Source organism: Pseudoalteromonas sp. TP27 (genome assembly GCF_056470645.1).
Genome location: NZ_JARDAK010000012.1, coordinates 1 through 24,080, shown reverse-complemented (window position 1 = coordinate 24,080; position 24,080 = coordinate 1). Strand labels below are relative to the sequence as shown.

23 protein-coding genes and 2 pseudogenes are annotated in these 24,080 nt (G+C 37.0%); 11 read left to right on the top strand and 14 right to left on the bottom strand.

The window, feature by feature from the left end; translation table 11 throughout:
- Positions 1-165: 165 nt before the first annotated feature.
- The 3 genes from PX700_RS14055 to dusA all read right to left on the bottom strand — a co-directional run bounded on the left by PX700_RS14055 (position 166) and on the right by dusA (position 2,288).
- Positions 166-372 carry a PspC domain-containing protein gene (locus tag PX700_RS14055; RefSeq protein ID WP_341595407.1) on the bottom strand — a complete coding sequence of 69 codons (207 nt, stop codon included), beginning with the start codon at positions 370-372 and terminating at the stop codon, positions 166-168.
- Positions 373-382: 10 nt separating this feature from the next.
- Positions 383-1,063 carry a PspA/IM30 family protein gene (locus PX700_RS14050; protein ID WP_479521035.1) on the bottom strand — a complete coding sequence of 227 codons (681 nt, stop codon included), beginning with the start codon at positions 1,061-1,063 and terminating at the stop codon, positions 383-385.
- 235 nt (positions 1,064-1,298) lie between these two features.
- Positions 1,299-2,288, bottom strand: coding sequence for a tRNA dihydrouridine(20/20a) synthase DusA (dusA, locus tag PX700_RS14045; RefSeq protein ID WP_479521034.1), 990 nt, complete (start codon positions 2,286-2,288; stop codon positions 1,299-1,301).
- Between the two features lie 232 nt (positions 2,289-2,520).
- Between dusA and PX700_RS14040 the strand changes: the two genes are divergently transcribed.
- Complete coding sequence (locus PX700_RS14040) at positions 2,521-3,579, top strand: tyrosine-type recombinase/integrase (protein WP_154945331.1); 1,059 nt, start codon at positions 2,521-2,523, stop codon at positions 3,577-3,579.
- A 237-nt stretch (positions 3,580-3,816) separates the two neighbouring features.
- Complete coding sequence (locus PX700_RS14035; RefSeq protein WP_138577948.1) at positions 3,817-6,033, top strand: AAA family ATPase; 2,217 nt, start codon at positions 3,817-3,819, stop codon at positions 6,031-6,033.
- A gap of 506 nt (positions 6,034-6,539) precedes the next feature.
- Here PX700_RS14035 and PX700_RS14030 read toward each other — a convergent pair.
- Together PX700_RS14030 and PX700_RS14025 are read right to left on the bottom strand one after the other, a co-directional pair.
- Complete coding sequence (locus PX700_RS14030) at positions 6,540-7,214, bottom strand: hypothetical protein (protein WP_013463096.1); 675 nt, start codon at positions 7,212-7,214, stop codon at positions 6,540-6,542.
- A gap of 120 nt (positions 7,215-7,334) precedes the next feature.
- Positions 7,335-7,847 (bottom strand): hypothetical protein, encoded by a 513-nt coding sequence (locus PX700_RS14025; protein ID WP_024604506.1) that lies wholly within the window; start codon positions 7,845-7,847, stop codon positions 7,335-7,337.
- A gap of 85 nt (positions 7,848-7,932) precedes the next feature.
- Between PX700_RS14025 and PX700_RS14020 the strand changes: the two genes are divergently transcribed.
- Together PX700_RS14020 and PX700_RS14015 are read left to right on the top strand one after the other, a co-directional pair.
- Positions 7,933-8,565 (top strand): recombinase family protein, encoded by a 633-nt coding sequence (locus PX700_RS14020; RefSeq protein WP_263972598.1) that lies wholly within the window; start codon positions 7,933-7,935, stop codon positions 8,563-8,565.
- A gap of 415 nt (positions 8,566-8,980) precedes the next feature.
- Positions 8,981-9,424 (top strand): hypothetical protein, encoded by a 444-nt coding sequence (locus PX700_RS14015; protein ID WP_024604508.1) that lies wholly within the window; start codon positions 8,981-8,983, stop codon positions 9,422-9,424.
- Positions 9,425-9,482: 58 nt separating this feature from the next.
- Here the strand turns inward: PX700_RS14015 and PX700_RS14010 are convergent, their stop codons facing one another.
- Positions 9,483-9,797, bottom strand: a complete 315-nt coding sequence (locus tag PX700_RS14010; RefSeq protein WP_089368985.1) for a DUF4879 domain-containing protein — start codon at positions 9,795-9,797, stop codon at positions 9,483-9,485.
- Between the two features lie 263 nt (positions 9,798-10,060).
- Here PX700_RS14010 and PX700_RS14005 point away from each other — a divergent pair, with 263 nt between their 5' ends.
- On the top strand, positions 10,061-10,561 hold the full coding sequence (locus PX700_RS14005) for a hypothetical protein (protein ID WP_479521033.1): 501 nt from the start codon (positions 10,061-10,063) through the stop codon (positions 10,559-10,561).
- Between the two features lie 38 nt (positions 10,562-10,599).
- Here PX700_RS14005 and PX700_RS14000 read toward each other — a convergent pair whose 3' ends face one another.
- From PX700_RS14000 to PX700_RS13985, 4 genes and pseudogenes are all read right to left on the bottom strand, one after another.
- Positions 10,600-11,319, bottom strand: coding sequence for a hypothetical protein (locus PX700_RS14000; protein WP_024606314.1), 720 nt, complete (start codon positions 11,317-11,319; stop codon positions 10,600-10,602).
- Positions 11,320-11,425: 106 nt separating this feature from the next.
- Positions 11,426-12,358, bottom strand: a pseudogene (locus PX700_RS13995) (TniQ family protein); the annotation flags it as partial.
- 33 nt (positions 12,359-12,391) lie between these two features.
- Positions 12,392-13,285: a TniB family NTP-binding protein gene (locus tag PX700_RS13990; RefSeq protein WP_210797393.1), complete on the bottom strand. Its 894-nt coding sequence runs from the start codon at positions 13,283-13,285 to the stop codon at positions 12,392-12,394.
- Positions 13,282-13,452 (bottom strand): hypothetical protein, encoded by a 171-nt coding sequence (locus PX700_RS13985; protein ID WP_479521032.1) that lies wholly within the window; start codon positions 13,450-13,452, stop codon positions 13,282-13,284. The genes PX700_RS13990 and PX700_RS13985 overlap by 4 nt, the downstream gene beginning before the upstream one ends.
- Positions 13,453-13,619: 167 nt before the next feature.
- Here PX700_RS13985 and PX700_RS13980 point away from each other — a divergent pair.
- Positions 13,620-13,850: pseudogene (locus tag PX700_RS13980) on the top strand (IS3 family transposase); the annotation flags it as partial.
- Between the two features lie 70 nt (positions 13,851-13,920).
- Here PX700_RS13980 and PX700_RS13975 read toward each other — a convergent pair.
- Positions 13,921-14,319: a calcium-binding protein gene (locus tag PX700_RS13975; RefSeq protein ID WP_479521031.1), complete on the bottom strand. Its 399-nt coding sequence runs from the start codon at positions 14,317-14,319 to the stop codon at positions 13,921-13,923.
- Positions 14,320-14,441: 122 nt separating this feature from the next.
- On the opposite strand from PX700_RS13975, the gene PX700_RS13970 reads away from it, so the two are divergent.
- Together PX700_RS13970 and PX700_RS13965 are read left to right on the top strand one after the other, a co-directional pair.
- Positions 14,442-14,822, top strand: a complete 381-nt coding sequence (locus PX700_RS13970) for a hypothetical protein (RefSeq protein WP_024606317.1) — start codon at positions 14,442-14,444, stop codon at positions 14,820-14,822.
- 240 nt (positions 14,823-15,062) lie between these two features.
- On the top strand, positions 15,063-15,500 hold the full coding sequence (locus PX700_RS13965; RefSeq protein ID WP_013463093.1) for a hypothetical protein: 438 nt from the start codon (positions 15,063-15,065) through the stop codon (positions 15,498-15,500).
- A 43-nt stretch (positions 15,501-15,543) separates the two neighbouring features.
- On the opposite strand, the gene PX700_RS13960 is transcribed toward PX700_RS13965, so the two are convergent.
- Both PX700_RS13960 and PX700_RS13955 read right to left on the bottom strand, forming a co-directional pair.
- Positions 15,544-16,116, bottom strand: coding sequence for a YolA family protein (locus PX700_RS13960; protein ID WP_013463092.1), 573 nt, complete (start codon positions 16,114-16,116; stop codon positions 15,544-15,546).
- 1,094 nt (positions 16,117-17,210) lie between these two features.
- Positions 17,211-19,334, bottom strand: coding sequence for a hypothetical protein (locus PX700_RS13955; protein ID WP_154945332.1), 2,124 nt, complete (start codon positions 19,332-19,334; stop codon positions 17,211-17,213).
- Between the two features lie 630 nt (positions 19,335-19,964).
- Here PX700_RS13955 and PX700_RS13950 point away from each other — a divergent pair.
- From PX700_RS13950 to PX700_RS13940, 3 genes are all read left to right on the top strand, one after another.
- Complete coding sequence (locus PX700_RS13950; RefSeq protein WP_182197799.1) at positions 19,965-20,219, top strand: pyocin activator PrtN family protein; 255 nt, start codon at positions 19,965-19,967, stop codon at positions 20,217-20,219.
- 1,304 nt (positions 20,220-21,523) lie between these two features.
- Positions 21,524-21,679 (top strand): pyocin activator PrtN family protein, encoded by a 156-nt coding sequence (locus PX700_RS13945; RefSeq protein ID WP_182197801.1) that lies wholly within the window; start codon positions 21,524-21,526, stop codon positions 21,677-21,679.
- Positions 21,680-22,587: 908 nt separating this feature from the next.
- Positions 22,588-23,250 carry a hypothetical protein gene (locus tag PX700_RS13940; RefSeq protein WP_182197803.1) on the top strand — a complete coding sequence of 221 codons (663 nt, stop codon included), beginning with the start codon at positions 22,588-22,590 and terminating at the stop codon, positions 23,248-23,250.
- 432 nt (positions 23,251-23,682) lie between these two features.
- Here the strand turns inward: PX700_RS13940 and PX700_RS13935 are convergent.
- A partial coding sequence (locus PX700_RS13935) for a hypothetical protein (RefSeq protein WP_479521030.1) occupies positions 23,683-24,080 on the bottom strand: 398 nt, incomplete at its 5' end.

The window sequence follows — 24,080 nt, the reverse complement described above, 5'->3', positions numbered from 1 at the left end:
TCCTTATACCAACCGGCTTATATATGGGGTCCATTTAACGATAAGAAAATTGCGCTATAACTAGGCAAAAATTTTTATATCTAGTTGTTCTAAATATAAAATTTTTAACAACGTTATAGAGTGATTTAATTCGTTAAATTGTTCAAATATTTATGCCTGTTGGTATTAATATTCTTTATTTTCAAGGCAGCAATGCGCTATAAAATAACCAAGTGCAATTACAAACGGAAAACTCAAAAATAATAAAATAGTAACTACACGTGTTGCCCATACCGGAAAGTCCAATCGATGAGCTAAACCACTACAAACACCCGATATTTTTTTATTCAGAGTATCTTTATACCAACCTCGTTGACGATTAAAGCTATTCATAATATTCCCCTTAAGCAGTCTGTTTTAAATCAGTTTTTAAACTTGTTTTTAACTGGGCTAACTCAGCATCTATTTTTTCATTTTTAACTAAAGCTTCAATTTGTGAAGCCGTAGTATTTGCAGAGTCAGTTAGCTCATATGCTTCTATTTGCGCTTCAATACTTTCTACACGCTGCTCTACTTGATCAAATCGAGATAGTGCATGAGCTACTTTATCGCTTTGTAATTGCGTACTGATTCGCCCTCTAGCAATAACAACATTATGACGCTGCATTAATTGAGCTTGCTTAGTTTTAGCCATAGCCATTTTTTGCTGCAGGCGCTCGCAATCAGCTTTAATTTTTGCGATAGACTCTTGCAAAGTTTCTAATTGCGTTTGCTTATTTACAATGCTTTCACTAACACGTTGCTTTTCAAGTAAGGCAGACTTAGCAAGGTCATCATTGCCCTTTTTAATCGCATGCTCTGCTTTAGTTTGCCAAGCTGCTAATTCTGTTTTTTTAGTATCAATTTGACGATTAATTATTTTTTCTTCACACAATAAAGCGGCAGCTGTAGTACGACACTCATTTAATGCATCTTGCATGTCGGTAAGCATTAGGTTTAAAAGCTTTTCAGGGTCTTCTGCTTTATCAAGCATGGCGACAATGTTTGATTGAATAACATCATTTACGCGGTTAAATATTCCCATGGTATTCTCCTGTTGATTTTTAATTGATTACAACAAGAGGATTCCAAGAGTTGTGCCAAGTCCATAAAAACCAAAATAAACTATTTTATATCAATAAGATGAATTAAAAACTTAGTGACTTCCAGCTGAATATAATAGAGTGTAATTGGCCAATAAATTATGCTTTTGACTAATTTTTAGGATCAAAAAAGCCACTCGAAAGTGGCTCATATTTAGATTATTTTAAACCTAAGCTTTATTCTGGTACAAAGCTCAATGCTTTATCCATTACCGTTAAATCGGCCTGCTTACCATGGCCACTTTCAGAAAGGTGACGTCTAAAACCACGTGCGCCAGGTTGTCCCTGAAAAATACCGAGCATGTGTCGAGCAATGTGCCAAAAATTAGCACCCAAACGCATTTCTTCTTCAATGTAGCTGTACATTGAGCGTACTACATCATGACGAGATTGTGTGTTTGCAGCATCACCATAAATTTTCTCATCAACGTCATTAAGCATAAATGGATTACTGTAAGCTTCACGGCCAATCATTACACCATCTATATGTTGTAAATGTTCTAGGCTCTGCTCAATTGTTTTAACACCGCCATTTAAGCTTAAATCGAGTTGCGGATAATCTTTTTTAAGTTGATAAACACGTGGATAATCAAGCGGTGGAACTTCACGATTTTCTTTTGGGCTTAAGCCATTGAGCCATGCTTTACGAGCATGAATAATAAAGTCATCACACCCTACTTTATGAGACGCCTCAATAAGCGCACATAAAAACTCATACGAATCTTGCTCATCAATACCAATGCGCGTTTTAACGGTAACCGGAATGCTTACTTCGCTTTTCATTGCTGCAACACACTCAGCAACTAATTGAGGTTCAGCCATTAAACATGCGCCAAATCGACCATTTTGAACTCGGTCTGACGGGCAACCTACATTTAAATTTATTTCGTCATAACCACGTTCACCTGCCAGCTTTGCACATTGCGCAAGCGCTTTAGGATCAGAGCCACCAAGCTGCAACGCAACGGGACCTTCGTGTTCATTAAAATGTAAGTAGTCGCCTCGACCAAATAAAATAGCCCCTGTGGTTATCATTTCAGTATAAAGCACAGTATGTTTAGTCATTTTGCGATGAAAAGTACGACAATGGCGATCGGTCCAATCAAGCATGGGTGCAACGGAAAATTTTCTATCTAACGCATTCGACTGCGGCGCAGGGTTTTTCATTAATTTACCTTATACATCAATAATTTATAACTTGATAACAGGTTGGTTATCTTTCATTATTCTTCACGTTATTTAGATATTTTAACAAGTTCGGTCTCCCTATGGTCTCCCAAGGAACCGAGTAAAGAATGAATTAAGGCACCTGCACAATGAATGTTTATTATATAAAAAACCAACCAATTGATCATGAACAATCGGCTTGTCAGGCAAAGATATTTTTATAGGTAGTATTATGTCCTCACATTACGTCGAAAAACGAAAGCGCGCCGATGGAACAACGAAGTACCGTTGCAAGGTTGTAGTAAAAGAAAAAGGCAAAGTTATACATCAGGAAAGTAAAACTTTTGATAAAAAAGCCAGTGCTGACACGTGGGGAAAACGTCGCTCTAATGAAATAGATTTAAATGGTCTTTCCAGACCCATAGAGTACATAAAAATTAACGACCTTATCGATCGTTATTTAACAGATCCTAAAATAGCTCCCAACGTAAAGCGGACTAAGGGGGCTTGCCTAACCATGCTTAAAAGTTATGGCATTGCTAAGCTATATGCTCACGATCTTAAATCATCAGATATTATTGAGCATTGTCATCAGCGAATAAGCTCTGGTGCTAAGCCTGCAACAGTTGCCCATGACTACTTTTATTTAAAGTCAGTCTTTAAAGCTGCAAAGCCTTTCTGGGGTATGGAAATCACTGAACAGCCTTATGTTGATGCGAAACCCATGTTAGAGCAGATGAACTTAATTGGAAAAAGCCAAAGAAGGACACGTCGTTTAAAAAAAGGCGAATATGAAGCACTTGAACAAGGCTTAAAGATCAGAGAAGAGCACCGCTCTGCACATATTCCTTTTGTTGATATATTTCAATTCAGTATTTTAACTTGCATGCGTTTAGGCGAAGTAACCAACCTCAAATGGGTCGATTTAGATAACGATACAAGGACTATTTTGTGTAGAGATAGAAAAGATCCTCGTAAAAAAGAAGGTAACCATATGCGAGTCCCTCTTTTAGGTGAAGCCTATAGCATAACAATTAGACAACCCAGAAAAGGAGAATTAATTTTCCCTTACAACCCTAAATCTATTGGTTCAGGCTTTCGCAGCGTTCGAAAGAAGCTAGGCATCAAAGAGCTAACTTATCATGATTTAAGGCGTGAGGGAGCAAGCCGTCTATTTGAGAGAGACTACCGCATCGAAGAGGTCGCTCAAGTGACAGGGCATAAAGACTTAAAAGTATTATGGAATGTCTACACAGCATTAAACCCTGAAAATTTACACAGAGACTTGTAGCATGTGCAACTTAATAAAATAATTTGAATTAGCCTGAATGTAATCTGTCAGTTTAGTTTGCTCGATGTGACTAGACCTGACAGGCTACCCTAAATCGGTTCTGTCCCATTCAGTGCTGGTGACAAGGAGGTATTCCTTCAGGCTTGGTTGTTCAAAATTTACACTCTATTAAAGCATTCACATCCAATCTTAGATCATGCATAGTAGAATGAAGAACCACCTACTCGGAGTAAGTGCATGTTTAAGAGTGTAAAGTCCATAAAAAACTTCGGTATCTTTAAGGATGCCAACACTAATGCTGGTCAACCTTTCTATCAATTTAACTTATTCTATGGCTTTAATTACTCTGGAAAGACCACGCTTTCACGTGTTTTCCGAGCAATGCAGCTAGGTGAAATACCAGAAGGCTTCTCTGGGGCATCTTTTGAAGTGGACTGTCACGAAGCTAGCTCTATCAAAAGTAACAACTTACAAAAAGTAGAAAACCTACGTGTTTTCAATTCAGATTACATCGTTAAAAACGTTAATTTTGATGAATCAAGCGTAAACCCAGTTTTGATCGTAGGTGAACGTAACATCGAACTAGAAACAGAACTTCAAGGATTGGAAGAGACTATTCCTGCAAAAGAAGTTAAGCGAGATCAAGACATAGGGTTCGCAGCAAGCAAAGAAAAAGAGAAAAACAATCGTTTAACTGAAGTAGGTCGAAACGTTGCGGTATTGAGTATTCTAGGTAGGTCTACATTCAACGCTTCAAGCGCTAGATCCATGCTTGCATCTGCTGAAGCTAGTCATGATCTAACACCAGAAAAAATGAGTGCTTACATTGATACAGCAAGAGCCAGTAATGTATCAAGCGTGCCTAAAGTTAAACTTAGCACCCCAGAAATGAAAGGTATTTTGGGTGATATTGAATCAATCATGGCTACTTCAGTAACACAGACAACTATTGCTGAGTTGGATTCAGATAGAAGCCTTAGAAGTTGGGTTGAAGAAGGGATAGAGCGTAACGCTGGACACACTACCTGCCAGTTCTGTCACAACACGATTAGTCAGGCAAGAATTGATGAGCTAAATGCTTATTTTTCGAAAGCGTACAAAGACCTTAGCCAAAGGATTGATGTTGCTATCGCTTCGGTTCAATCACAAGCATTCATATCAAGTATTCCAGATACCAGTCAACTTTACCCAGATCTACAGAAAGGTTTTGACGAATTAAGAAGCCAAATCCAGCCAATCGATGATTCTGTCGAAGAACTAAAAGCGTCACTGGTTAAGTTGCTGACTGACAAGAAAGAACACATGGCTGAGGTACTTCCATTCAATGCATCAGACTATCCTTTACCGCTAGTTACAGACTTGGTGGAGCAGTTCAACACACCAATAACAGCGCATAATAAGCGGGCTGCTAACCATTCCACAGAGCAGCGTCAGGCTATTGAAGCAATCAAACGCCACTATGTGTACCAAGAAACACAGAACTACGATCACCCGCAAGCGCAGCTTGATATACAAGCGTTTAAAGATGCTTCTGTCACCGCACAAACCGAGATCAACGCTAATCTGGCACGTATCGATGCGATAAAGGCTGAACTTAATAACACTAAACAGGGAGCGCATAGTCTAAACGACAACTTGCGACAGTACTTCGGTAAGACTGATATAGAGATTAAGCCTGTAGGTGGCACATATAAATTCATGCGCGAAGATCGAGAGGCAAAGCACTTATCTGATGGTGAACGTACTGCAATAGCATTTGCGTACTTCATTACACAATTAGAAGATGAATCCTTAAATGGCATCAAACCTATCGTGTATTTGGATGACCCGATCTGTAGCCTTGATTCAAACCACATTTATAACGTTCTTGGCATTATCAAAAGTAAGCTAGGTCATGAGCACGTAGAACAGCTTTTCATTTCTACGCATAACTTTGAGTTCTTCAACTTAGTAAAAACGTGGCTGTTCTATTTCAGTAGGACTAAGACGGGCACAGCAAAGCGAGCACAGTTCTTCTTAGTTAATCGTACAGGCGAACAATCTAAGATTGCTCCATTGCCTAAGCTGCTTAAAGACCACAGATCCGAGTATGCTTATTTGATCAGCAAGGTTAAAGAAGCTGTAGAACGACCAGAGAATTGTGATTCTATTGCAGTGCAGTCGTACGTGAGGAAGATACTGGAAGTGTACTTTTCGTTCCGTTTCAATCTGACTGAATTTCGGGGTAATGGCAAAGACCAGATAGCACCTAATCTACTGAAGGACATTGAAGGTGCGGAAGTTAAAGCAAATACGTTGTATGAGTACGTGAATGAAAAATGTCATGCTAAGTCAATGGAACTAGGCGTTCAGTTTCCCGAAGCTATGCAGCCGCAATTAACTAACGCATGGGAGATCATTACAAACGCCATAGAAGCAAATGACAAGCCACATTATGACGCATATTATGCCTAACTTTTGAATATCACGTTATTTGTATTCTTGTTAACAATGAGATAAACGAATATATCCTTCTCTAAACAAACGATTATCGCCTGATAAAGTCAAATGGAGGTGTGTGATATCCAGATATGATGGCAGTTGTTGCTCCCCCTTGACACTCAGTAGTCAGGTTAACTAGCTTCTGTCCATAGACGGGTTATAAGTATAACTCGCCTTTGCCCCAAAACGTGTTAAAGCAATTATTCTATAGGTCGGCTTTGAGCGATAACCGGACACTGAAAAAGTTAAATTTATTCCTGTGTTTTAAGTAGAAATCTAATTTTGTCCAATAACATTATTAAACGCCGTTTTGGGGCAAAATAACATGCTTAATTCCTAGCTGTTTTAATTACTTGTTTACAAAGGTAATTATTGGTGAAATTATCAGGGTATGTAATATACGCCGTTTCGGTGTGTTATAAACCACCAAAATGGTGTTCAATAAGCTGTTAGCTGTTTTGCTATGTTCTAGGCTTTTTTCAAATAAAAACATCGACTTTCTTTTTGTCGGTTAACAATAAAGCAGCCTTTTCTTGATATAAATCAAAAGTATCGTCTGATATAAATTTATCAAACGTATTAATTATTTCTTTCATGTAAGAGGCTCTTACTTGATAAGTCTGACGTTCAGGATATTCTTTAGCAAGTCCATCTAATTTCTCTGAACTATTAGAAAAATACTCCATAACATTAATTTTTTTATCAGGATCTACATCCCCTCCACCATAAGAAAGGATCCTAAGTTTAGACTCTAAACTATTCATATCTTCTCTTTTTTTGGATATTATGGGGTTTCCTGACTTACCTAATCTAACTGGTTCATCACTATCGTATTTTTGTGTGTATTCTCGTTCCATTTCATTCACATTTTTAACAATACTATGAAGTTCTTTTATACTCATATTAGAAAAGTTGAGCTCTTCTTTTTTAAATACTTTTTCATATGCACTTCCCTCAATTAATGATGAATCAAAAGCATTATTGTCTTTTTTTTCTTTAACTTTAGGATCAAGGTGAGTTGTGTTTATATTAATTTTTAAGCCACTTTCGCTTGTTTTAGTAGAAAAGCTTTTTATTTTTTCATCATCACTGTTTGTAAAAATAGATATTTTACTTTCAAATAGAGTAGGTAGTAGATTGGTGCTGATTTTCATAAAAATCCTTTTTCATATGTCGTTTTCTTTTATCGACATAATTTTATAAAACTTAAGCTTTTATTTTAGATTGTTTTCTATTAACGACTCATAGGGCTGAGTCGTTAATAGAAAGTTTAACTAGCCACCAGATCTTACTTCATAAGTAATTCCACCATAAGTAGATCCAGTTGTTGTTTTATTTTCAACTTCCCAATAATAAGTGCCTGCATTAAAGATAGAAGTGGAAACTGCTACGCTATATCCGCCAGCAACTCTATCTCCATTGCTATCAACCAAAGTCACTTTGAAATCATGTCCGTCATAGTTTCTTAAAATTGCAAAACCGTATCTACGGCAATTACCACCATCATAAGTAAAGCTTGCAATAGTTCGAGTCTGCTCCAATTTAAGACTAGTGTATCTAGTGTAAATTGTAGGGCTACAACGTTCATATTCACTGGTTGTTTGCTCATTTTTAGCTGCTTCTTCAAAATCAAGAATAGAATTCAATGATGCAACTTGATCATGTTGCTCTTGTACTTGAATCGAAGATGACTCTGTAACCGAAGTATCAGCACTGATTGCATTGAAAGAAAAACTTGCAGCAGCAACAACAAACATTGTTGCAGGGAGTAAATGTGAATATTTCATAACTTAAAATCCTTTATTGAGTTAGTTTACAAAAAGCTATACTTTATGATAACTATATTTGACTATTATCAAAAGTACTCTCATAATGTTTTTATCAAAACATCTTAAAGTATACGATAAAAAAATGTCAAAAATTGGATACGCGAGAGTAAGCTCAACAGGTCAAAGTTTAGAAGTGCAACTTGATAAGTTAAATCAAGTTGGCTGCGATAAAATTTATCATGAAAAGCAAAGTGGTAAAACAGCGGCTCGACCAGAGTTTCAAAAGTGCATGAATTATCTTCGGGAAGGGGACACTTTTGTTATCACCAGATTAGACCGTCTTGCGCGTTCCGTTATTCACTTATCACAAGTTGCGGAGCGCTTTCAGGCAGAAAATATTGATCTAGTAGTAATTGACCAAGCAATTGATACATCTACTCCCACTGGAAGGTTAATGTTTAACATGTTAGCAGCCATTGCCGAATTTGAAACTGATTTACGCTCTGAGCGGCAACTAGAGGGTATTGCTAAAGCTAAAGAGCACGGCGTTAAATTTGGTCGACCAACAAAAAGAACCGATGAAATAGATTTAGAAATTTATAATAAAAGGAAAGAAGGTGTACCCATTGGTCAATTGGCAAAAGATTATGACTTGGGTTCGGCTACGATTTATAGAATATTGAATGATGTATTTGAAAAAGTATCAACTGAAGCAACAAAATTATCGCTAGGCTAGATCTCATTCATTCGAGATTTAAATGAATACTTAATTATCCCCTTATTTAATCGGCAATAGTTTGCCGTTATTAAACCATACTATTTCCCATTTGCCGCTTCTGTTGGCTAAAATCACTGACATTTCTACCTCGATGTGTACTTTCGTGCTTATACCACTTTCATTAATTAAGTGATCTATTTTAGGCGGAGGAAAATCATTAAACACAAGGCTTTTTTACATAACTAGCTGTTCTAATAATTAAATAAATAACGCAGTAGTTAGTGGTTTTAACCCATATAAATGATCACTTAGTTTGTGAGATTAGTATTAATACTTCTAAAAAACCTGTTGCAAATAACAGGTTTCGATTTGTTGGCCTGCTACTTGCTCTGATATAAGCATTGTCGTTGCAATATTTAATAAGGGAGCAAATATGCAAATTACTAATACACCGTATGTTAATCATGCTGAGTCAGCCCAACATAGCGCGTTAAGCACAAGAATAAATGATGGACAGGCTACTAACACAACCAAGAAAACCGAAACAGACACCGTTTCAATCAGCTCTGCCGGTCGCAATGCTGAAGCTAAATGGCAAGAAATTGCAAATAAATACGATATGACCAATATTTCTGGAAATGAAGTAATGGGAATGGCTAAAGAGCTTTATGACAATAAGTTAATTTCTAGCGGTCAAATGCTTGATATGTATACACCACCAAGTATTGATTTTAATTTAGATGAAAAAGTTAATTATGTAGCTCACGTGACTAAGGAATTGGAAAGCCTAAAATTACATAGTGACGGGTCAGCTCAAATGAGAAATGCAATTGAAGCTAAGTCTAGAGTGTTTGATATTGTAAAACTTATTGGTTAAATACCCATGTTCGTGTGTCATTGTGAACATGGGTTGTGCTCTAATTCTTGTGTGTTAATTATTGAACGAAAACAGAATCACTCCAAAAACCAAATGGTGATGCTATCGAATTTGCTGAAACATTAACAGTACCACTTATATTTGATGCGCCAAAAAAATCGAATTGATGGAGGAATCCAGTAACTGTTTGGCCTGCACTACAAGTACTTAGGTTTGCTCCACATCTAGGAGTGCTAGATGTGGCAGATACACTAGAACCTGCAAACGTTGCGTTGTTTGTATTACCGTAACCGAACTGAAATACATAAACTCTAACTTGGCCACCGCCATGATTTTGAGTGGTTGAGAACTGATTAGCTGATACAGGGTCTATATTAGGATAGTATAAATGATATTGATTACTATCAGTTTACAGTCGTTAGAGGGCAAGATATATCTATACGCTTATTAGATGAAACTCTTAGTGACGAGTTTATCTTTGAGATAAATAACAATGGCTGGACTCCTTTAGTAGCAAATAATAATTATTTATTATCAAACCTTCAGGCAAACCAGTCGATTAGTTTAAGAGTTAGAGCTAATACCGCTCTACCAGCTGATCCCAGTAACAATTACACGTTGACAACATCATCAATAGTGACTTCATTTACTAATGATGTTATTTCTGGTGAAAGTAATGTAAATAGAATACCCTTAATAGCATACAGTCAACCTTATCTAACTACACAAGCATACAACAGATTGAATTGGTCACTGGTATTACGTGATTCAACAGGGGCGCCAATTGAAGGAGCTATTGCTTATTTTAATTTCATTAAAGATGTTGAAGATCAAGCAAATACTTCAACCTCATATCAAGCGTTATCAAATACTAACGGAAAGATATCAGATCAAATAAATTTAAACTCTTGCACTCCGAATGTTAAGGGTATTTTACATACGGAATATAGCTTGGGGTATAAAAATGTTTGGGAATCAGATGTCGAAGTTGGTGCTTGGCAAATTGTAATACCAACAAATAGAGGCCTTGATGAAAATGGAGAAATAGACACTATTGGGATAGGTGGCGATAATGTGCCATATGTATATTTTGGTCATATTTGCGATCAGGATTTAATTTCTAGCGAACCTTCATAATTTAAAAGGGCCTCTAAATGAGGCCCTTTCGCAATAAATTACTCTCGTTCTGCATTTCTTCTAAGTTGAGATGAGATATTATCGTTTAACTCAAGCCAACTAAAGTCCTTATTCCAAGCCTGTTTAAAGCTTTCTCCTCCTTGTGAATTATCCAGAATTTCTTTTAAATCAAATATTTTTGAGAAATTATCTTCGTTTACGTCGTAACTTGACCACCCCCTAACTCCCAAGTCAATGTGCTCTAGAAAGCTCGATTTAAACTCGTTAGCTGCGGCCACAAAATCCCCGTTGTCATTTAATTTTTCAGATATCAGACTTTTCTCTTTATCATTAATAGAACCTGTAACTTCTAGCTCACCTGATTGACTGATTGATATCCCCCAGTCTTTATTCGCTAATGATGGTTGTTCGGCCGCTATTTCAGCCACAATATTGTCATACTGAGTAAACATTTTTTCAACAGAGTTGGAAACTTCACCACCCGGCATATAAAGATTCACAGTAGCGATTCGAATATTATTTAACGCTTTTTCTTCTGCTTCCCTTGTTGATACAACATTATTTGTTGATATATTCATTGGCTTATCATAGGTCGCTTTAGGCTCTTTAGGCTGATCATTATGATATATGTCCTTAGCTAGTCGCTCCATTTCACTATTTATTTGTTCTTTACCATTTACAGGTTTATTAATTTTCACTTCTGAACCGTTCGATATAAACTGCGATGCTAGATTAGTATCATTTGAATTAACTTTCATATCATTTTCCTTGTTCGTTATTTATTACTAGTTATCGGCAGGTTATTATCTTACTTTAGTTGTTTCTAATAAGAAAAATTAACTTAATATACATAGATAATAAGCATTACTTAAATCTTAGACTCGGCATATCTTTGTAGAGGTAATGTGGGCGTAGTTTTTTATACTTAATGGCTTCATTTATCTTCCTTGGGTATTTTTCGATTAACCACCATGCGAGCTCTAAAATATAATGCCGCTCAGATAAAGAGCGCTGCTCAAATGCTATTTTTACATCACTTATATGTTGATACGGCATATTTGTTTTGTCACATAAGTATTGTTGTAAATCGGGAGCCAATGAGTGTGAGGCAATAATTCTACAAAGCTGATGCAGTAAATTAAGCCTCTGAGTTTTTACTTGACCTGAATTAACAAAACCACGGTCTAATACCGCTAACTTCCATTTCCACCTTCGATGTACGTTCTGGTGCCAAATATTAACAGGAATAGGAGTGAAATCAGTTAAACTTACCCCGCATTTCCAACACACCGCTAGATCTGGAGCATCTAACTGGTGATATTTTCCAAGCTCTATTCGGTGAAAAGCAACTGCCATTCCACAATGTCTACACCTATCTTCCATGAGTATTAAGTGTTTTGGGCAAAAAGTATAAAAAGCCACTCGCCAAGCAATTCGATAATAAGCGTCTGTACTTTCAGCTAAGCATAGGGGACAATACTGCATGCCAAAACCTGTATGAGTACGATGATATAATTTAAGCGGTGTTATCCAGCGTAGCTGACCTGACAGGCTTGTAGACTCAAATAAACGCCCCTCAAATAGACTTAGCGTTGTTTTCTTTGCTTCCCTAAGTGTTACCCCCGTTTTTACTGACATCTGCTCTAACAACCTTTCAGGCGCTAGCCTATCTATATCCCTATTCCAAAGTTCATAACGCTTATTAAAAGCAAAATGACCAAAGCTTTGTACTTTCAGGCCATTGTGATGTGCAGTTCGCACCATCCATGAAGATAAACACTCCCCTGGTAATGGGTGCGGATGAGCTGGCTATAATTTTCCAGACAACATTTAAATTGCCTTGTCTAACTGACGCTTTCTTTGTGAAGGTGTTACCCAGTTTATTTTATCTAATACTATTGGTGTGATTGCTTCTATATTATTTTTAACCGCATAAACGGCTGCATCATTAAGTAATCGTGAAAGCTCTCCAATATAGCCCTCACACATTGAGAATAGTTGCATAGCTAAGCTTTTAGCATGTAAATTTGAGGGCTTTCTTAATGGCAACATACGTTCAAAACTCACTAGTAACCTTAAAAAATCCTGATTAAACTCCCATCGAGGTAATAATACTGGCTCAAAACGGTTAGCTAATTGAGGGTCTGACTGCAACGCCCTAAACGCGTCTTTAGTCCCAACCCCAACAATTGATATTTGTAACTCATTACCAAGGTATTTAAGTACATTCAAAAATGCACGTTGTCGATTTAAATTACCCGCCAAGATATGATGAATTTCATCTATGACCAACATTTTTGTACCAATGTAGCGCAATAATTTGATCACTTGAAATTGCTTTTTATCAACTCGTTCACTTGGCCTATATGGCGCAAATAGTAACTCCAGTATTGCATTATAAAAACGTCCCTCATCGGGAACAGGAGGCGCTTGCACTAATAATACAGGTGCAAGCACTCCATCACCATTAGGATTATCTTTAGCTGGGTACTGTTTCAAAAATCGTTTAGTAAGCATTGTTTTACCATTGTTGGTATCACCAACAATCAGCATATTGGGCATTCGCTCAATTCGTGGGTACGACATTAGGTCATCCAACTTTGTCAGTACAGACTTTGCTTTAGGGTAGCCAATCCAACGATCAGAACGAATTTTTTCAATTCGTAGTTCATCATCAAGCGTTAATTGCTCAATGGCTTGCTCACTTAAATGCTTATAGCTCATGACCAGTCATCCATTTCATCGAACGGCTCTATTTCAATTTCAGTAATATCATCAAAATCCACATCTGCTATTCGATCATTTTGGGGGGTTGGGTTTTCAGTTTGTGCATGTATTTTTCTTCGCTGTACTGAGCGCCGTGCGGCTTTGGTTTTATGAACGGCTGACAATTACATTGCTATTAGATAATTTACATCGATAAAATAAATTTACATCAATAAAGTGTTTTGTTCTTTTTGCATGTAATCGAATTTTTGTTGATTAGTAATGTAATCTAGCCTTATGGTTAGATTCAACGCATATGAGTAAGCGATATCATAAGTGAATAAAGCAATTTGGTATGCGAGCAAGTATGGATGTTGGTATTTGTTGGGATACTGTTATTGAAAGATTCTTTGGTAGTTTGAAACATGATTGGTTACTCAAAGTTGCTCAACCAACTCGTGAACCCATGAAAAGTGATGTTGCTGAATATATGAAGTGTTAAAATCCTGAAAGGCTGCACTCAGAAAAAAATGTTAAATTACCAGCGGAGTATGAAAATTATTTAAGAAAAGTGTCCGGCTGAAGTTGACCAGAACATTAATAAGAGTGACTATATTAATAGTCACTCCAAGTCAAAATAAGAACATTTATTCTTATAGCCAACCTGTTGTATCTATGACGTAATTATCAGAAGTAATGATTTCTTCAATGACATTGTTGCCACCAAGGAAAAAATCTTCAATAACAATCCCTGAATCCATAGTACCATCAGCAGCATCAGCATTAGTGGTAATTAGTAAATTATTGCCACTTTGAGTAACAAATAAATCAGCCAACGCAACATCTTGCATAAACAGTTTATCGTTTCCACCACCATAACCTGTTTGACCTGTAGGAGATTTGTCATCATTAATCGTATCTATACCAGAGTCACTTACATAACCTACATAGCTATCATCACCAGTTCCTCCCCAAAGACGATCATTCCCTTGTCCACCATAAAGAATATCATTATTGTCACCACCTAGTAACAAATCCTCCCCTGTATACATTCGACAGCGTGCCTATTATCTCATTTTGTCATACACAGTTTTCATCTAAAATAACCTGTTGCGCCTTTAAAAATAGGCGTATACGCTTTGTTTACACCCGTATACATCAGAGGTATTTTAGAATGGCTATTCTAAGCATCCGAATTGACGATAAATTAAAAGAGTCTTTAAGTAGTGAGGCGCAAAAGGAAGGTATTTCTTTATCTGAATATGTGAAGAAATCACTGGAAATTAAGAGCGTTGATACTCATATACTAGCAACAGAGAAAAACTTAAAAAGCTCTGTTGATAGTATTAAAGATTTAGCGCTCGTCTCTCAGGAGACTGTACACGAAGTTGAACTAAATATTCAGCGGCTAAATGAATCGCTTAAAAATGCAAATCACTTAAAAGAAATCAAAAAATTGAAATGGATATTGATTTCTATATCCCTCATCTTTGTATCAATCTCGATCCCAATATTTCACTTTAATATTGCTTATTTCAAAACCTTCTTTTATTAGGCTTTATCCTGAATAATTTAAGGCCTATGAGCCAAGCCTATTAGTAAATATTCCAGTTACCGGAAAGCCTTTGCCGTCCAACACCTCTGTATTAAGCTTTTCACTTTACGATGAATTACCTTCAACAACTTAATTTAAATAAACTTTTTAAAGGCGTTTTCAAAAGACTATAAGTGTATAATTATGGCGCAGGTTTTGCAGTTAATATCACTCATACGATCATACTAAGGAAAAGAACCTATGCGAGTTGATGCAAACGTACATTATTTTAATGGGAACCAGCGTACCAAGCCTTCAACAGAGGCCTCAACGTCATTTTCGGCTGCATTAACAGCAGCACAAACAGACAATGATAAGACTGACAGCAGCACAAAACAGGCGGATTTCACTAGTATGACCCGGCAAGAAATGCGGGACTGGGCCAACACTCAAATCCGCAATGGAGAAATGTCTCTCGATGACGGCAGGCCTTTCATGGCTATGACTATGAAAATACCCGTAAATGGAGGCGAACTGGCAGGTGCACACAGTGATGAAACACGATATAACTTCATTCAAAAAACGCGTGATGGCATCCAAGGCGCACTGTCACGCAATGACGAGACTACTTTGAAGATGTTAGAATCAGCTATGTCTATCATGCAAGACAAAAGTACTGGTGTTAACATTCGTATTTAGAAATATAAAAAGGCCAGAATGTCTGGCCTACATCATTAATAAATCAAAGAATACTGATCTGGACTGACATAGTATTCCATGGCGAATTAGTCGAAGTATTTTGGTATTTGAATAATCCGTTTTGATGACCATCGACATTGTATTCATTGAGGAAACCCACGACAGTTTGCCCAGCGGTACAAGGCCATGTGTAATTACTACCAGTCACACAAACAGGCGTACTTGAGTACATTGTGGAACTCGGAAGTAACCCACCGTTCATCCAAGCAATATGATTATAACCATAACCAATTTCTAAAACAGCAGTACGCAGCTGCTCTCCCCCATGATCACATGCAGTTGTTGTCATACCAACAGTGGACTCCCACCCACAATCAGTTGAACCAACAGCATATACCCACATTGAAGATAGCGGCGGAGCTGATGCTCGAGCCATTAATTCAGACTCCATGCGGATGTTTTTGATTTCGGCAGGAGCTGGAGCATTCTGACTAGTGAGTACAGGAAGGGAGGTAATTACTTGTTGACTGCGCGGAACTTCCTCAGCATAACTCATATTACTTACACCAGTTGCTATGACTACAGATAGCAGGCAATTAATTAAATTTATTTTCATAGTCCTTGAATTTCCCTTTTAATATCAATTGAAAGGTATTTATAGTTCACGCCTTTAGCATTGTCAAAAAATGAAAACATAATGATAAATAATTAATTTTTATATTTGTTAACTGATAGCAGAAAATCAAACACAAGACCTTCATCCAACAACTGAGTTTCACCGGTGAAACTTTAATTTTAGCGGCTAAAATAATGGGGTATCACACTTTGACCTGCAATACCCCCTACCTAACAATTAACCTATTAAACTTATAACCAATTGGGCTACAGAAATTAGGGAAATTAAATTAATAGAAAACCTTCCTTCTACTTTCACTTTATAATGAATATCTATTTTCATTCGCGTGCTCATTAATATTGATAGTGCCCCAACCGCAGTGTAATCTTAAATTGCCGTAAAAGATTGGCGGTTAGAACGTGGCATCCATGCCATTTTACTATCGTTGATTTTCAACCAGGCCTCGTGCCTGGTTACCTTCATTTTTTATGTTTCTTTGATACTAACAAAATTTTTTAACTATCTGCGGCGCTGAAAAAATTAACCTGTCGCCTTAGTTCCGCTTAATCATAATTTAACGCATAGCACTTTTACGAATAAGCAAAAGGTGAGTATTTATTAAAATAATTGCCGGTGTATCTACCATTTCACATTAAAAACAGGTGCGGCGGCACTCTAGGTTACACTGTCGTATTAACCTAGAGGCCTTGCCATGTAAGCGCTAATAACGAATTGCACACGGGAAAGTTACACGCGTGATGTGAACGGTACTTTTGAACGGACTCGATAAAGTTATTGAATAAACAGGTCTGATAAACACAGCCGTACGTATTGCTATCTGTGCGTTGCTAATTTAGAAAAGTCCCTGACACGTTTCTGTCCAAATGTGAGTTAGGTTAAATGTCCGTTATTTTAGTTTTATTAGTCATTTGATAAACTAGCTGAACGACAGCTTCTGTCACAAAGCCGCCCTCAGTTTAAAGCTCATTTTGTCCAATTGTGACTTGCCGATACCAGCAGACCCACTGAACAATTTAGTCATGGCTAACCAGTAAATGTAAGATCGAGTATGGGTTACTACACCTAAGGCAATATCAGAAATTACAGCACGCTTCCCCATGCCGCATAATATCTTCTTGAATCGAGTGAAGGTCTAACTTTGCGTAGACGCTACGTACCGTTTCTTCCTTATCGTTTAACAGTATTGATAATCCAGCGTAATCTTGGCGATTTTTTGATAGATAGTAAGTCGCAGCAAAATGCCTTAAAGCATGAGGGTTGATCCCCTTAACGATCCAATCCCGTTCAGGCCATATTAGCTGAATCACACGATAAGTCTGTTCCGACATATTAACTCGTAAGCCACCACGGCTGTTTATGCCATTCCAGATAAATAACCTATTGTCCATACCATGGTAATGAAGCGCTCTTTGCTCAATGAACTCATTAATTTTGTCGCTTAGCGCTATAGGTAATTTGTTTTCAATGCCTTTAGCATGTTTGCCAAGGTGAGCTCTATTTTTAACGAGCGGCAAAGGAATAAAGGTACTATAACTATCATCGGCATTTGATATCAGAGCAGCGGCTTTAGAATTGGCAGCTTCTTCAACTGTTCTGTATGGTTCAGCGATTAAGTCTTCAAAGTTACTAATTCTAAGTGGATTAACCAAAGCAATCCTCATCGCTAATGCGATAGATAAATACCTTAGTCGGTCATCCCCATTACTACATGGTTCATAAGCTAACTCTTCAAACTTTCTAACTATTTTTTGATACTCTATGACCCCATCTTCAACGCCGCCTTGAAGGCCTTTGTTGGCACGGTAACTAGTGTCTATTAACCACTTGATATTACGATTCCCGTCACTAGGGTTAGCCTCGCCACTAGAATTAATTAGTGTTATCAAGCCCTCCACTTTACTTACCAGCTTACTAATATCAAAACAGTATTCTTGTAAATTTTTAGCTGGAGAGCTCGGGATAAAGTAGAACATTGGTAAGTAAGGGACTAACGAAATATTTGGAGATTTAATTAATACCAGCAGCTTCATTAGGCATTTCTTTGCTTGCTTATGATTGTCTCCGCCTAGAAAATCATACTCTACTATACTCTTTACCTTGAGAGCACGGCGCTGGTTATACTCGGCTTGATTAATAATATCATTATAGCTATTAACCCAGATGCCATTAGTATGGTAATCATAAAAAAGCTGTAAATTACGCCCGTTCAATAGCATGGAAAAATCAAATTCTTCTATTGACTGTATTAGCCCGCACTTAACAAACGTAGTTGAAAAATTACGCAAGATATTGCGCCAAATCTCAACCGTCGGCGTATCTCCACGACCATTAGTACTCCAATACTTCTTAGGGGATTTGAACTGAGCGGTGCTTAAAAAGTTATTCGCTAGTTGCATATGATGATGGGTTTCAAGAATCTCATCAACTGTCATTGGTTGCATAAAATAGCTAGCTAAAGTCATAAAGTGTTTTTCAGCGTTTTTCCCTAAGTCTAATAACTCACTCGGCTTCTTCGTTCCATTCGGACAAGACTTACGTTGTGGTATGTGGATCATTTTAGGTATGAAGCGAGTGATGAGACCTTCTGGCAGCGAGAAATGCGCCTCTACCTTAGTCCATCCATTAATAATATTCTCAGCTGCTTTACCATGTGTTTTAGTAGTAAAATTTTTAATTCTTTTTTCACGAACTCGAGCAAAATGATTTTTCGAAAGACAATCCTGTGTGATAACAGAAAAAGCAGCGTCCTTGTCCCGATATGTTAAATCCGAAAAGTAGTGCTCCCCTAACGCATTATATATATCATGAAGCTCTGTGAGTTTTTTAAGCTCATCAATATTCATAGGCTCTATAGTCGCCGCCTTTAAAATGCTTTGAGAGTTAAACCTAGCAAATTTATGCTTAATTGGAATTAGCGCTTCACTGGCCTTATTTAGCATTGATGCCTTTACTCTTGCCGTCCCAACTTTTGCTGAACTGCCACCAGCTTTATCGATCAGGTATTCTTGAAACGCTTTTTTGGAGTTTCGGTAATGATGCCCCAATAGCGCTTTCAACGGGTTATCACATACACCAGATTCAACAAAATCTTTAGCCGATTTTAAAATTGCCACAGCTTTATCTTCACCAATTAGAGCTGCCTCAAGTTCGAGTAGCATTGTTTGGTTCATGTCTTTCTGTAACGGATTAGAGTGCATTACTACTTACCTTAAATATGAATTAATATTTGACTAGGAACTCCCACCTCTCCTAATCACTAATGCTACACGCAGATAAATAGCCTTTTGCTTTATGGAAAACTAAATTTACACACATAACCCTTTAAAATTAGCACATAAACTCACTTACCCACAACTACAGATTCGATTTAACCATATGATATATAGCGATATTTTTAGTTTTTATTAGGGCGTAATAGACTGCAACGCAGTCAATTACGTTAGAAATAAAGTGCTTAGAAAAAGCTGAAAATAATTTCAACTCTTTAGCTTATAGCTATAAAAAACTAATAATTTTGACATGTTTTTATTAGTTTTATGAGAAGCCCGATGGGATAGTTGATGGCTATATTTAAAAGGTAACGCTATATAAGTTGATATAACCAACTATACAGATATACTATTTACTCGTAGCCAAAGTTGACGCATTTCTTAGAAATTCAACTTGGTGAATGTTTCTCCAGTCACATAGGCCGTAACCCAGACTGCGTTGCGATAACCTGAGATTCATTAGCCTCCTTCAACATACCTGTCTAGCACTTTCCTTTGACTACCAAACCCTCATTTTTGATTTGGCTCTTTATGAGCTTTAACGGTTTAGGAAAGATTATGAACACAGTATTTATGCTACTTGCTCAATTTGAAGAAGCCATTATCCCTTTGGGTAAGGTTTGTGATGACTATTTTGGCTGTTCGCTCCGTACAGCTATGAATAAAGCCAAAGCAGAAGATCTGCCAATTCCTACATTCAAAATAGGAAGCTCGGCAAAAGCACCATATTACATTCACTTAAATGATCTAGCTGAGTATATTGATGCTCAAAGAGCTAAAGCTAAGGAAGAGTGGTTTAGAGTAAATACATAGCCAGATTGTAAGTCAGCTACCTTTTAGGTAGCTGACTATGCAGTAAGCATTAGCCCATCAGATACAACGATTCTTACACTGGCTAAATCCAAGCAATAGTAATAACAAATGACTATTACTGTTTCATAACCTCCTATGTGATAAGGCAGAAGGTACTTACCCATGAAAGTGCAAATGTAGTGCTACTTAAATCCCATCTACAACAGCTGTGAAATTAGTCGCAATAAGAAGTTGGATCTGACTGGCAATGTTAATAATCTCCCTCCAGTTTGGATATAGACTTTTAGAAGTGAGGCATCACAGATAGGATCTGCTAATAAGTAAGTTTGCTAAGTTACTACCAAACCCCACTGTTTTGGTAGCAGATAACTCTTTGGTATTGGATTTTTACTACCTAACCCCACCTTTTTGGAGATTATCCCATACTTTGCTCTTGGTTTTTACTACCTAATCCCACCCATTTAAACTAAACGTAGTCGCTGAACACGGTTTATACTACCTAATCCAGTCCTTTTTAAGCTGAATATGCGTGCTGACCACGGTTTTTACTACCTAATCTTGACAGTTTTAAGCTAAACGTGGACGTTGAACACGGTTTTTACTACCTAATCCTACTGTTTTGTTCACGAAGATCTAATTAGTAACAACTATTGGATCCAATAATGATAACCTCTTGGGTATACAAACTTGCTTTAAATTCGCGGTTCACAATCAAGATCAGTCTCAATTCTAAAATCACCAACGCTTTTCAAAAACCACTGTGAACTAACAAGTGTTATCGAAGTTATAAGTTGAATCATAAACTAACAGTCTGACACCGTGTCAGACTGTAGCCTCAGTTCTAACTTAACTACATGTCGTTGCATAATGACTTTAGTTAATGATAACCACTAAACATGCAACCCAATGTGAACTAATAAGTGTTATCGAAGTTACAAGTTGAATCATTAACTAATAGTCTGACAACGTGTCAGACTGTAACCTCAGTTTTAACTTGACTAAAATCGTTGTACAACGATTTTAGTCAACAGTAATGCCTTGAATTTAAAATTGATTTCAATTCTCGGTTCAAAATAAAGCGCCAGCTCAATTACAGAATTACCAACACTTTCCAATCACAACAACATTGGGGACTAATAAGAGTTATCGTAGTTATAAGTTGAACCATAAACTAGCAGTCTGACACCGTGTCAGACTGTCGCTTTGGTTCTAATCCATATACATCGTTGTACAACGATTTTAAGTAATGTGAATTAGTCTTAACTTGATCTTTCAGGTTAGACTAATAGAACTTAATCAAATCGATGAATAAAGCCAAAGCAAAGGATCTGCCAATTCCTACATTCAAAATAGGAAGCTCGGCAAAAGCACCATATTACATTCACTTAAATGATCTAGCTGAGTATATTGATGCTCAGAGGGCTAAAGCTAAGGAAGAATGGTCTAGAGTAAATACATAGCCAGATTGTTTTTAGGTGGCTGACTATACTAGTAAGTATTAGTCCATCAGATACAACAACTCTTAAACTACTTAAATTAAAAAACTAACCAATATTTTTAATTTTGCAAAATCTCCTGCGTAACAGGGAAAAACAAATAACAACATATTTTTAAGCAAATTAACCCCTTGAGCTCTATGCTTATATTCGTATAATCAAAAGCAAGAATGAGATTTGAGAAAAATAACCTCATAATATTTAGCCTTCCGGTTCTGAGCCAGATACGTCTCAGAACAAACGGGCTGTCATGGGGATGGTAGGATAAGAGACGCTTGCCCATGAGAGTGCAAATGCTGTGCTGCTTAAAGCAGCTGATATTCGAGCATTGAATATCAACAAGGGGATCTACCTACAGCAGCAGTGAGATGAGTCGCAATAAAAAGTTGGATCTGATTGGGCAATGTTAATAATCTCCCTCCAGTTTGGATATAGACTTTTAGTAAATGAGGCATCGCAGATAGGCGTTACTAACAATTAAGTTTACTAAGTTACTACCAACATGCCTTACAGTAAGTATCGTGGCATAAATCAAATGTTTTTGGTACACCCAAAGCTAACCTGCATCCACTTACTACCAAATCCCACTGTTTGCCACCAAGCTATGTGTGTTGAAATCGTTGTACAACTATTTTTTATTAGCTATACCGAGTTTTATTTAACACTGGACTAGGAGCACAAGCCAAATAAACCTTGATGAAAAGGCCTCTTTCAATTAATGTATAAACTCAAGCTCTAATAGCTTGTAGTAACTTACAATTCAGATTTCGATACTAAAGAGACCTAGGACTCCTTTTTTTAAAGGGGTAGCTACTTTTTAGTATCAATTCTAGGCTCTTGTATCCTGTCTTTAAATTAATAAAGAGGATTTCATGCCTACACCAAAACAAAAATTACCTAATCTCAAAACCTTAGCAAATAAATTTACCGATCTTGCACCAGTTATATATATGAGTGTCCTAAGAACCAAAGGGGGATCAGGTGAATCACGTGTTGTCCAAGAGCTAGCAGATAAACTTTCGCAAATACACCATAAAGTGTTAATTGTTACATCTCAAAAAGCCCAGAAATATGGCCACAAGGTGCGTGGTTACGACACCACTCCAAATGTGCCAATGGAAATCATGCAAGCGCTGAAAAATTCAATGTTAAATTCATCTTTCAAATTTGGAAAGCTTATTTCTGCTGAAGATATTCCAAACTCCGAAATTTCACTTGCAAATACATACTACGATTGGATGTACTCAGAAATTGATACTTTAAAAAAGACTATTGCAAAATCACATTATACAGCTGTAATTCTTACGACCGGAGAAGGAAGTGCAGTTAGTGGAAGAGAGGTTGAATACGCTTTAAAGCATTCCGAAGTTACGATCTTATCAATTGCATCAGATGTCCGTGACAGTACAAAGAAGGCTAATGACATCGTCAACTACATTTCAAGTTGCCCAGTTGATAACAGCGAGCTATGGTCATTAAAATGGGGTAGCAGCAAAAAAGAAATTCATACATACCAATTAGTGTGTCATAACTAGTTTTAAGAATTAGTTTTAAGATTCAAATAAATAGCAGTTAGATAGGTATGATTTTAGATTTCTGTTTAGCTGCTATTATCATTTTTAAAGAGTTCAAACAAGTTATGCAAAACCATATTGATAAAGTAATAAGCTCTAACCTTCAAAAAAAACCAAGCAATTGATTTAAAAAGAGATTGACATTCACAATTGTCAATTAGAATTGAGAGTCTTCTATGTGAATAAACAGGTGCAGGTAACGAGACTGTAGAATAACTCCAACAGCCAAATTCAATTAAAAACGAGCTCCTATAATTAACTCTAAGCGTTTTTAAAGCATTAGGTAATGCATTTGGAACCCATAAAACGGACTGATTTTCTTTAAAAATAGTAATTCTACAGCCTCAACGCCCTCATCAAGCGGCGTAAAATACAGTCGCTTGCACGTGCATGTTATCTGTCTTTCACTATGCTTTTATAAATAACTGCAAAGCTGTTAATTAGGTTTGTCACTAAATTATTCATGACTGGTACTATTGGCTGAAAATTAGAAGCTATGTCTTCACGCACTATCTTTTTTATGTTTTCCATTGACATCACTTTTTCTATTTCGGATGAAAATTCATCTGAAGGACCTTCCATAGCTTGAATAACAATAAGATTTTTGTTCGAATAGCCCTCTTGATGGGCTACTTTATTTCGCGAACACCTTAATTGCGATACCGAATCATTTAACTTCTTTATTGTTTCAGCCGCCTGCGGATAATCTTTTTTTAGGAGGTCTAAAACATATCTATTTCCTCCCGCTCTCTCCATTTTACTTTTATCCAAAAGCACTGTTGTACCTGCTA

What these genes read in the sequence shown, in the direction of transcription:
- PX700_RS14055 (WP_341595407.1), bottom strand. Translation starts at nt 372, where the DNA reads ATGAATAGCTTTAATCGTCAACGAGGTTGGTATAAAGATACTCTGAAT.
- PX700_RS14050 (WP_479521035.1), bottom strand. Translation starts at nt 1,063, where the DNA reads ATGGGAATATTTAACCGCGTAAATGATGTTATTCAATCAAACATTGTC.
- dusA (WP_479521034.1), bottom strand. Translation starts at nt 2,288, where the DNA reads ATGAAAAACCCTGCGCCGCAGTCGAATGCGTTAGATAGAAAATTTTCC.
- PX700_RS14040 (WP_154945331.1), top strand. Translation starts at nt 2,521, where the DNA reads ATGTCCTCACATTACGTCGAAAAACGAAAGCGCGCCGATGGAACAACG.
- PX700_RS14035 (WP_138577948.1), top strand. Translation starts at nt 3,817, where the DNA reads ATGTTTAAGAGTGTAAAGTCCATAAAAAACTTCGGTATCTTTAAGGAT.
- PX700_RS14030 (WP_013463096.1), bottom strand. Translation starts at nt 7,214, where the DNA reads ATGAAAATCAGCACCAATCTACTACCTACTCTATTTGAAAGTAAAATA.
- PX700_RS14025 (WP_024604506.1), bottom strand. Translation starts at nt 7,847, where the DNA reads ATGAAATATTCACATTTACTCCCTGCAACAATGTTTGTTGTTGCTGCT.
- PX700_RS14020 (WP_263972598.1), top strand. Translation starts at nt 7,933, where the DNA reads ATGTTTTTATCAAAACATCTTAAAGTATACGATAAAAAAATGTCAAAA.
- PX700_RS14015 (WP_024604508.1), top strand. Translation starts at nt 8,981, where the DNA reads ATGCAAATTACTAATACACCGTATGTTAATCATGCTGAGTCAGCCCAA.
- PX700_RS14000 (WP_024606314.1), bottom strand. Translation starts at nt 11,319, where the DNA reads ATGAAAGTTAATTCAAATGATACTAATCTAGCATCGCAGTTTATATCG.
- PX700_RS13990 (WP_210797393.1), bottom strand. Translation starts at nt 13,285, where the DNA reads ATGAGCTATAAGCATTTAAGTGAGCAAGCCATTGAGCAATTAACGCTT.
- PX700_RS13975 (WP_479521031.1), bottom strand. Translation starts at nt 14,319, where the DNA reads ATGTATACAGGGGAGGATTTGTTACTAGGTGGTGACAATAATGATATT.
- PX700_RS13970 (WP_024606317.1), top strand. Translation starts at nt 14,442, where the DNA reads ATGGCTATTCTAAGCATCCGAATTGACGATAAATTAAAAGAGTCTTTA.
- PX700_RS13965 (WP_013463093.1), top strand. Translation starts at nt 15,063, where the DNA reads ATGCGAGTTGATGCAAACGTACATTATTTTAATGGGAACCAGCGTACC.
- PX700_RS13960 (WP_013463092.1), bottom strand. Translation starts at nt 16,116, where the DNA reads ATGAAAATAAATTTAATTAATTGCCTGCTATCTGTAGTCATAGCAACT.
- PX700_RS13955 (WP_154945332.1), bottom strand. Translation starts at nt 19,334, where the DNA reads ATGCACTCTAATCCGTTACAGAAAGACATGAACCAAACAATGCTACTC.
- PX700_RS13950 (WP_182197799.1), top strand. Translation starts at nt 19,965, where the DNA reads ATGAACACAGTATTTATGCTACTTGCTCAATTTGAAGAAGCCATTATC.
- PX700_RS13945 (WP_182197801.1), top strand. Translation starts at nt 21,524, where the DNA reads ATGAATAAAGCCAAAGCAAAGGATCTGCCAATTCCTACATTCAAAATA.
- PX700_RS13940 (WP_182197803.1), top strand. Translation starts at nt 22,588, where the DNA reads ATGCCTACACCAAAACAAAAATTACCTAATCTCAAAACCTTAGCAAAT.